The 9,134-nt window shown below is 41.3% G+C and carries 2 protein-coding genes; both read right to left on the bottom strand.

Annotation, left to right across the window (positions count from 1 at the left end; all coding sequences use genetic code 11):
- Window positions 1-8,330 (bottom strand): amino acid adenylation domain-containing protein (locus ACE1CC_RS02695; RefSeq protein WP_413268933.1); only part of this gene is annotated, 8,330 nt, incomplete at its 3' end.
- A partial coding sequence (locus tag ACE1CC_RS02690; protein WP_413268932.1) for an AMP-binding enzyme occupies window positions 8,327-9,134 on the bottom strand: 808 nt, incomplete at its 5' end. The genes ACE1CC_RS02695 and ACE1CC_RS02690, both read right to left, overlap by 4 nt.

Below are 9,134 nucleotides of genomic sequence, written 5' to 3'. Positions count from 1 at the left end.
AGGGGTTGGGGAAAAAGAAGGGGTTGGGTGTTAGGGGTTGGGGGTTGGGGAAATTCTTTTTCCCTATCACCTAACCCCTGACCCCTATCCCCTAAAGAATCCCTATCCCCTAACACCTGACCCCTATCCCCGAAGGGATTGTCGATAAACTTCTCATTTGTTAATTCTGGTCGATTCAGGTAGCCTCTGGCTAGGGAAACACCGCCAATGTGCAATTCTCCGGGGACTCCGATCGGTACTGGCTTACGATATCGATCGAGAATGTAAATTTGAGTGTTGGCTATGGGGCGACCGATCGGGGGCAGTAACGACCAACTTTCTCCTGTCTGATTTACGGTAAAACTGGTAACTACATGACTTTCCGAAGGCCCATAATGATTGTACAAAGTGCAGTTACTTAGCTGATTCAACCAATCAGTAATTGCTGGTGTCATCTGTAACTGTTCCCCTGCTGTGATGATTTCCCGCAGCTTTCCTGCTGATTTACTCTCCGTCGCTACCTCAGCTAGCTGTTGTAAGCCGACAAAAGGTAGAAACAGTCTCTCTACTGCTTGTTCAGAGAGTAAATCTAATAAAGCTTTTGGTTCTCGACGCAGTTGCTCGCTAATCAAAAGCAATGTCCCACCACTACACCAAGTAGAGAACATTTCTTGACATGAGACATCAAAGCTAATTGGCGCAAATTGTAGGGTTTTTCCTCCTTGAGCCATTGTCGAATTTTGCATTTGCCAAAGCATCAGATTCACCAAAGGTAGGTGATTCATGGCGATGCCTTTGGGTTTTCCTGTGGAACCAGAGGTATAAATTACATAAGCTAAGTTTTCCGGTTGGAGATCACAAATCAGATTCTCTGGACTGCACTCTTGAATCACTACCCAGTCAGTATCTAAGCAAACTAAGTGTGCTTGATGTGTAGGTAGAGACGTTGTATACAACGTCTCTACAAATTTTTGTTGTGTCAGCAGCACAGAAACTTGGGAGTCTGACAACATCAAGCTTAACCGCTCTGTGGGATATTCTGGATCGATCGGAACATAAGCACCACCTGCTTTGAGAATTCCCAACACTCCCACAAGCATTTCGATCGAACGTTCCACACATAAGCCTACGGGCACATCTGCACCCACACCTAATGAACGCAAATAATTTGCTAACTGATTGGCTTTGGCATTCAATTGGGAGTAAGTTAGTTGTTGATTCTCAAATACTACTGCTACTGCATCGGGTGTTTTCTCTACCTGTTGTTCAAATAATTGATGCAGACATTGATTAAGCGGATAGTCTACTTGAGTATTGTTCCATTCGGTTAATAGTTGATGTTGTTCAGCCGGAGTTAACATTGGTAGTTGAGCAATTGGCGTTTGGGGATTGGCGACAATGGCTTCTAGCAGGGTGACAAAATGACCCAACATCCGGCTGATTGCACTATCATCAAACCGATCGCCATCGTAGTACACCTTCAGCAATAACTGTTCTCCGGGTCCGACTAAAATTGTCAAAGGATAATTTGTTTGTTCGATCGTTCGGAAATTAGAAAACGAAAAACTATAATTTTCTTCTAGGCTCTCACTATCCACCGGATAATTCTCGAACACCAGAATACTCTCAAACAAAGCCGTCCCTCTCTTAACATCACTCCATCCCTGAATTTCCACCAACGAACTATAGGAAAATTGCTCAGACTCCACCAGTTGAGCTTGCAAATCCTTTAACAAACCCAGCAATTCCTTTGACTCGGAGAACTGGACGCGCATCGGTAAAGTGTTAATAAACAATCCTACCATCGACTCTACCCCAGCTAGCGCCGCCGGACGACCAGAAACAGTTGCACCAAACACCACATCAGTTTCTTGAGAATAGCGAGATAGCAACAAAGCCCAAGTTGTCTGCACCAAATTATTTAGTGTCAATTGATTTTCTCGGACAAAAGATCCCGCCTTTTTCGTTGCCGAAACACTTAACCCAATTTGTTGTTCCCTGTAACTGCGTAAGCCTTTTTCCCGGTTTGATAAAGGTTTATCTACCATCAAAGGTGTTGGGGCTGCAAAACCTTGCAGTTTTTTGCGCCAAAAATCTTCTGCTAGCTGTTGTTCTTGTTGTTGTAGCCAAGCAATGTAATGACGGTAATTGAGTGCGGGTTGAGCTTCGATTCTTTGACCCTGGACAATTGCTTGATAACAATTCAATAGGTCTTGAAATACTAATGGTAAAGACCAGCCATCCATTAATATATGATGAAAACTCCAGACAAATTCATAAGTATTCTCTGAGCATTGAATCAGATATAGACGCAGCAATGGTGCTATGCCAAAATCGAAACCCTGTTGCCGTTTTGAATCAAGAAACAGTTGTAATTGCTGTTGCTGCTCAGAAGCAGATAATTCCTGCCAATCCAATCTTTCGACTTTCACTTCTATTTGTCGATACAACACTTGTACTGGTTGTTCTAAAGATTCCCAAACAAACGCTGTGCGGAAAATGGAATGATGCGCTACTAGTTGTTGCCAAGCTTGCTCAAACGCCGACACATTTAAGTTTCCGGTTAAAGTGGAAGTCATCTGTTCCACATATACACCAGAATCAGGAGCATACAAACTTTCAAATAGCATCCCCTGTTGCATTGGTGATAAGGGATAAATATCCTCAATATTTTGCCAATTAGTTAATGGAAGACTGGCTAATACCCGATCTAATTCTGGTTGTGTGAGTTTGATTAAGGGGAAATCACTGGGAGTATAGCCACCATTTTCTGGTGATAAACAATGAGCGATTAATTCTCGTAAGGTGGTGACAAAATCTGTGGCTATTTTCTCGATCGTACTCGAAGAATGCACATTGCTGCTGTATATCCAATGTATATGCAGCTGTTCTTCTGCGATCGCAGCGTTAACATCGAGTAAACCCGATCGTTGACCTGCTAAACTCAGGCTGTTTCCAGTTGACTCAGTTGCCAATTGTAACAAAGAAGATTGATTCAGTGCTTGACCAAATTGACCTAAATAATTGAAGTTAATTTCTGCTTCTTTTATTTTCTGGACTTGGCTCTTAACTTCTGGATCATCACAAAGATAACGCAATAAGCCGTAGCCAATTCCTTTATGAGGAATCTTGCGTAATTGTTCTTTGAATGATTTTAAAATTGTCCCTAAATTATCAGTTTCTTCCAGTTCCACCAGCACCGGGAAAAGGGTGGTAAACCAACCAACTGTTCGGGATAAATCTACTCCCTCAATAATATCTTCGCGCCCATGTCCTTCTAAGTTGAACCGCACTGAATTTGAATTAGTCCAGCGACTTAAAACCAGCACTAAAGCTGTCAATAAAACATCATTAATTTGAGTTTTATAAGCTTTGGGAACTTCTTGTAACAAAGCTTGAGTTTCTGCTGGAGTTAACGACACTGATATACTTTCAGCCGAAGCAACTGTATTCACGCCTTGGAGATAGTCTACTGGAATTTGAGAAACATTTACTTCCGATCCCCTTAGCCAGTATGTTAATTCCGATTTTAATTTTTCTGTTCGCGTCAGCGTGCCGTAGGCGTATTGAGCATATTCTTTAAGATGTTGTGCCCAATCTTGGAAAGAGGTGGTTTTTGGTGGTAACTGAATTGCTTGACTCTGACTTAGTTGTTGATAAGCTGTTAGTAAGTCTTCTAATAAGATCCGCCAAGATACTCCATCTACTACCAAATGGTGAATTACTATTAGTAATCTTCCAGGTTGGTCTTCTTCTAATTTGAAATAAGCAATTTGTACAAGATTAGATGCCAAGTTCAAACTTGCTTGTAAACTATTGGCGGTATTTTCAATGGTTGCTGGAATCTCAGTTTTTGGGAGACTTGATAAGTCGAAATAGGAGTAGGCAATCTTTTTAGTTGGAGTAGCGTGAATCTGTTCCCAACCGGATTCTGATGGTGTAAAGCGTAAACGCAAAGCATCGTGATGTTGGAGTAATTTCTCCCAGATTGGTGATAATAATTCCGGCTGAAAGTCGGATGGTGTTGTGAATAGAAATGATTGATTAAAGTGGTGTGTTTCTACCCATTTTAGATCAAAAAATCGCTGTTGAATTGGCGTTAGGTGTACTTTACCTGTAACTAATTTTTGGGCAATTTGAATTACTTTGGTAGTCCCAGCAACAGCAGCTAATTCGGCAATAGTTTGATGGGCAAATAATTGGTTAACTGTGAGTTGTAGTCCAGCTTGCCTTGCTTTAGTGACGATTTGAATGCTGAGGATAGAATCGCCACCTAGTTCAAAGAAGTTATCATGAATGCCGATCGGATCTACCTTCAAAACTTCTGTCCAAATCTGCGCTAGGATCTCTTCAACTGCGGTACCAGGGGCGACTAAATTTACTTCGATTCCCGATCGAGATTCCGGCATCGGTAAAGCACGATAATCTACCTTACCATTTGGTGTTAAAGGCAAATTCTCTAGCACCACAAAATTAGAGGGAATCATGTAGTCGGGCAGGATTTTCTTAAGATTAGCCCTCAGAGATGGTACTAAATTATCGGATTGATTATCTTCTTCCTGCTCATAATTCGCAAATAATCGTTGATAGAAAGGTGTTTGCCGGAAATTATTTTTATAGTGATAGGAAACATATTCAAAGTCAATCTTTTCTCCATTCTTTTTCAGCAAACTACCCTTAATCGCATAATCTGGGTTGAGATTATTGTCGCAAAGCTTCCGAGAACAAACTGCTTGAATGATATCACCTTGTTCTACTTCAATTGCTGGTTCAAATGCTGGAAAATAAATCGGAAGCCAGCAATGCTCGTGTTCTAGAATATCTATTTCTTCTCCAGCAATTGTATGCAAATTCAACCAAACTAAAAAGCCATCCATTCGCCCACTTTTTTGCATTTCCAATTTAATTTCATGGGTGAAATCCGGGCTAACATATTCATTGAAATTCAAGTCTTCCAAAACATCCACTGTGGATAGAACATTTGATTTGGGGAATTTCTTAATACATACCCTTAAATCAAAGGGATATCCAACTTGTTTAAAGATTTCTTTGGCGTAATGTGCCCCAATTTCAGCAAACTGAGGATTATGTAATATTTCATCTGGAAGCGTGACAGCTGCCATTTTAGTAACGCTTCTTTCAGGAATCATCAAACCATCAGGCTTGAGTAATCTTCTGGAGTTATTAATAATTACTGTTGCACCTTCAGAGCCACCGATCGATCCCACAATTTCTGAAACGCAAACATCAGCAAGTTCAGGGAGATTAACTACAGTTGCATCTCCATGAATCACTATAATTTTATCTGCTAAACCTAACTTTTCAATACAAGTTCTGGCTTTGTGGCAGGTTTCTTCATTTAGTTCAATTGCATAAATTTTCTTGGCACCTCCTGCAACACAAAATCTCGCTAAGATAGCATCTTTACCTGTGCCGATTTCCACAACTATTTTATCTTTGACCAATCGATCGATCGCCACCTGATAACTATGATTGCGTCGATGGTCATTAGTCATCGCATAATAAAGTAAATCATCGTAGACATAGAACTCAGCTACAGATGGCAATAGTTCTGCTTTATCTGTTAATGAATCTTCTAATTTCTTTGATGATTCAATATTTTTTTCTTGTGGTACAATGTATGCTACCAAGCGTTTTTTGTTCGGTTCATCTTCCCGTGCAACGACAACTGCTGTTTGGACTTCAGGTAGTTGGGACAAAGCTGTTTCAACTTCGCCTAATTCAATTCGGAAACCGCGAATTTTTACTTGATTATCTATCCGTCCCAAGTATTCAAGATTGCCATCGGGTAAATAGCGGGCTAAGTCTCCTGTTTTGTAAATTCGCTCCCGTTTGCCGCATAATTCTACTTCGATAAACTTTTCATTAGTTAAATCTGGACGATTCAGATAACCCCTAGCTAAACCTACCCCAGCAATGCACAATTCTCCTGGGATTCCTACGGGTAATGGTTGATTGTGGGCATCTAAAATATAGATGCGGAGATTGGATAAGGGTTTACCAATGGGCGGTTTTTTGCCATCGGGTTGAATTAGTGCCAGCACAGCTGTTACCGTAGATTCTGTAGGCCCATAGCAATTGTAGAACTGCCTTCCTACACCCCAAAAGTTAGCTAACCCAGGAGGACAAGCTTCACCACCAACACTTAAAAATTGCAAATGGGGTAAGTTTGCTTGCGGTAAAACAGACAAAGCCGAAGGAGATAAAAAGCAGTGGGTAATTTGGTTCTCGGCTAAGAAGTCAACCAACATTTGACTAGGTAACAAAGTTTCTTTATCAGTGAGATATAAACTAGCACCACTGACTAAACTTGTGGCTATTTCTCCTACAGACAAATCAAAACTAAACGAGCCAAATTGAAGCAAACGGCTCATACCTGAACATTGAAAAGTTTTTGCCCAACTTAAAGAAAGATTGACAATAGCACGATGTTCAATCATCACACCTTTGGGCGTACCAGTGGAACCAGAAGTGTAAATTATATAAGCTAAATCAGCCGGAACACTCAGGGAAACTGGATTATGTTTTAATTCTGAACTAAAACTTGCTTGGTCTAAGCAAATAATTTGTGGAGATGGTTCTAAATTAATGCTGCTTAATTTGTCGGATAGGAAAGATTGAGTGAGCAGCACTGAGGTTCCAGAATCTTCAAGTATAAAGCTTAAACGATCGATCGGATAATCTGGGTCAAGGGGTAAGTATGCGCCACCCGCTTTGAGAATCCCCAGTATTCCGACTATCATTTCTAAAGAACGTTGCACGCAAATTCCTACCAACACATCTTTTGAGTTTTCTGTTTTAAGTAAAGAGCGCAAATAATGTGCTAATTGATTTGCTTTGGCATTCAATTCCCGATAGGTTAGTTGTTGATTTTCAAATACTACGGCTATAGCATCAGGTGTTTTTTCCACTTGTTGTTCAAACAATTGATGCAGACATTTATCAGAGGGATAATCAACTTGAGTATTGTTCCATTCAATTAACAGTTGATGTTGTTCAACGGCGGTTAAAATCGGTAGTTGAGAAATTGGTGCTTGGGGATTGGCGACAATACTTTCGAGTAAAGTGAGTAAGTGACCTGTCATCCGAAGAATCGTAGAGTCATCAAACAAATCAGAATTGTACTCCCATACTCCCGCCAGTCCTTCAGGTGTGCTAGCTATTGCCAAATTTAAATCAAATTTAGCGATCGGATTTTCGATCTCTATCGGACTCAGCGTTAACTCACCCAGTTCTAACTCGGACACAGGTGCATTCTGAAAAGCAAACATTACCTGGAATAGAGGTGTATGGCTAAGATTCCGTTCAGGTTGCAAAGCTTCCACCAACATCTCAAAGGGCAAATCCTGATAAGTATATGCCTCCATTGCTGTTTCTCGAACCCGAATCAGTAATTCCCTAAAGCTGGGATTACCTGATAAATCAGTCCGCATCACTAATGTGTTAACAAAAAAACCAATTAGCCCTTGAATTTCACTCTGATTACGATTAGCAATGGGTGTCCCTACCAAAATATCTGACTGTCCCGTATAGCGGTACAGTAAAGTATTAAAAGCTGCCAACAGCGACATGAACAAAGTCGTCCCTGTTTCTTGACTAAGTTGGGTCAACTTTTGTGATAACTCAGGAGAAAGTGAAAACTGTTGATTTGAGCCGACGAAAGTTTGTACTGGTGGTCTGGGACGGTCTGTAGGTAATTCTAATAAAGCAGGTGCCTCTTTTAGTTTTTCTTGCCAGTAATTCAATTGGCGTTGTAATACTTCCCCTTGCAACCATTCTCGCTGCCAGATAGCAAAATCAGCATACTGAATTGGTAGTGGGTCTAAGGGTGATGGCTGACCTTGAGTGTAGGCATTGTATAGTGCTGATAGTTCCCGAACAAACACACCCGTTGACCAGCCATCAGAAACAATGTGGTGCATACAAACTAACAAAATATGTTCGTCTGGAGACAACACTATTAACGTCGCTCTAATTAATGACTCATTTGTTAGGTCAAAGGGTTGCAACCCTTGTTGTTGCAATAATTGTCGGGAAATTATCTCTTGTTCTTGTGTGGATAAATGCTGTAAATCCACCACTGAGACATTCCAGGTCGTTTCTGTATGGATGATTTGGCACGGTTGTCCATCAACAACAGCGAAATTGGTGCGTAAAACCTCGTGACGCTGAATAATTTCAGTCAAGCTTTTTTCCAGGGCTATTCGATCGAGATTTCCCTCCAGACGTAATGCGGCTGGGATATTGTATAAAGCACTGTTCGGATCAAATTGGTCTAAAAACCATAAACGTTGTTGAGCGTAAGATAGGGGTAATTCTTCAGTCATCATTTTCTTTTCCTTGGTAAAATGCGTGGGGTCGTTTGGTCTGAGTTTTGTTGGGGTAAATTGGCTATTGTTTGCGCTAATTCAGCTAATGTCGCAGCATTAAACAAATCGCGCAAAGGAAGTTCGACCTTAAAGCGATCGCGAATACATAAAACCAATTGAGTTGCCAGTAAAGAATGTCCCCCTAATTCAAAGAAGTTATCATGAATGCCAACTCGCTCTACTTTCAGGAGTTCTATCCAAATTTGAGCCAGCGTTTCTTCAACAGGCGTGCGAGGTGCTTCATATTTGTCAGATGGTTCGCCCTTTACATTTGGCGTGGGTAAAGCGCGGTAGTCTACTTTGCCATTAGATGTCAGGGGTAAGGATTCCAGGACTACAAAAGTATTGGGCACCATGTAGGCTGGTAATTGGTTGGTGAGGAACTGACGCAGTTCGTCCGTTTGAACAGATGCTTCACCTTTGGGCACCACGTAAGCCACCAAACGTTTATCCCCAGGCGTTTCCTCTCGCACCACTACCACACTTTCCCAAACTGCTGGATGTTTCACCAGTAAACTCTCAATTTCGCCCAATTCAATACGGAAACCGCGAATTTTGACTTGATTATCAATCCGTCCCAAATACTCCAACTCGCCATTGGGTAAATAACGAGCTAAATCCCCGGTTTTGTAAAGTCTTGGGGGTTGGGGGGTAGGTGTTAGGGGTTGGGGAAAAAGAAGGGGTTGGGTGTTAGGGGTTGGGGGTTGGGGAAATTCTTTTTCCCTATCACCTAACCCCTGACCCCTATCCCCTAAAGAATCCCTA

Origin of the sequence: Floridaenema aerugineum BLCC-F46 (genome assembly GCF_041929345.1) — a bacterium.
Taxonomy (GTDB): Bacteria; Cyanobacteriota; Cyanobacteriia; order Cyanobacteriales; family Aerosakkonemataceae; genus Floridanema; species Floridanema aerugineum.
The sequence above is the reverse complement of the archived record's forward strand: the minus strand, read 5'-3'. Positions and strand labels throughout refer to the sequence as shown.